Genomic DNA, 1,254 nt, shown 5'->3' with positions numbered 1-1,254 from the left:
AGCACCGCATCGAACGCCTCAGCGAAAACCGGCTCCGCCGCATACAACTCACGGCCCATACCCACCCGCTGACTCCCCTGCCCCGCGAACAGGAAGGCGAGCGCGTTCGTTTCGCGCGGCGCCGCGTGTACGACACCGGCGTTCGCCTCCCCCGCGGCGAGCGCCCGCAGCCCCGCTTCGAGCTCCTCGCGCGAGGCGGCGATCACCGCGGCACGCTGCTCCAGGTGCGGCCGGGTGGTCAGCAGGGAGTACGCGACGTCCTGCGGGCGGGCGTCGGGGTGGCCGCCCAGATGGGCCAGCAGCACCTCGGCCTGCGCGCGGAGTGCGGCTTGCGACCGTGCCGAGACCGTGTACGGGAGGTACGGCGGTGAGGCGGCTGCGGTGCGGGGCTCGGGGGTGTCCGGTTGCCCGGCGGGCTCCGGCGCGGGGGGTTCTTCGAGGATGACGTGGGCGTTGGTGCCGCTGATGCCGAAGGAGGAGACGGCCGCGCGGCGGGGCCGGCCGTTGCGCGGCCACGGGGTGTTCTCGGTGACGAGGGTGACGGCGCCGGCGCTCCAGTCGACGTGCGGGCTCGGCTCGTCGACGTGCAGGGTGCGCGGCAGCTCGCCGTGCTTCATGGCCTCGACGAGCTTGATGATGCTCGCCGCGCCCGCCGCCGCCTGCGTGTGGCCGATGTTGGACTTCACCGACCCCAGACGCAAGGGCTGGTCCGCGGGACGGTTGCGGCCGTAGGCGGCGAGCAGGGCCTGCGCCTCGATGGGGTCGCCCAGCGCCGTGCCGGTGCCGTGCGCCTCCACCGCGTCGACCTGGTCGGGCGTCAGCCCCGCGTTCGCCAGCGCCTGCTGGATGACGCGCTGCTGCGAGGGACCGTTGGGGGCGGTGAGCTGGCTGCTCGCGCCGTCCTGGTTGATCGCGCTGCCGCGGATCACCGCGAGCACCCACCGCCCGCGAGCGCCAGCGCGCACTCGCCGCGGCGCAGCGCCTGCGCGGCGAGATGCACCGCGACCAGCGACGACGAGCACGCGGTGTCGATCGTCACCGCCGGGCCCTCGAACCCGTACACGTACGACAACCGGCCCGACGCCACGCTGCCCGCGCTGCCGCTGACGAGGTAGCCCTCGACCTCGCGCGGCGCCCGACGGGTCAGCCGTGAGGCGTAGTCGTCGTACATCACGCCGGTGTAGACACCGGTGTCGCTGCCGCGCAGGCTCGCCGGGTCGATACCCGCGTGCTCCAGCGTCTCCCACGCCGTCT

The 1,254-nt window shown here is 74.2% G+C and carries 1 pseudogene; it reads right to left on the bottom strand.

What is annotated here, in order from left to right:
• Nucleotides 1-1,254: pseudogene (locus IH54_RS41005) on the bottom strand (beta-ketoacyl synthase N-terminal-like domain-containing protein); the annotation flags it as partial.

Source organism: Streptomyces sp. NRRL F-5123 (genome assembly GCF_000721495.1).
GTDB lineage: Bacteria > Actinomycetota > Actinomycetes > Streptomycetales > Streptomycetaceae > Actinacidiphila.
The sequence above is the reverse complement of the archived record's forward strand: the minus strand, read 5'-3'. Positions and strand labels throughout refer to the sequence as shown.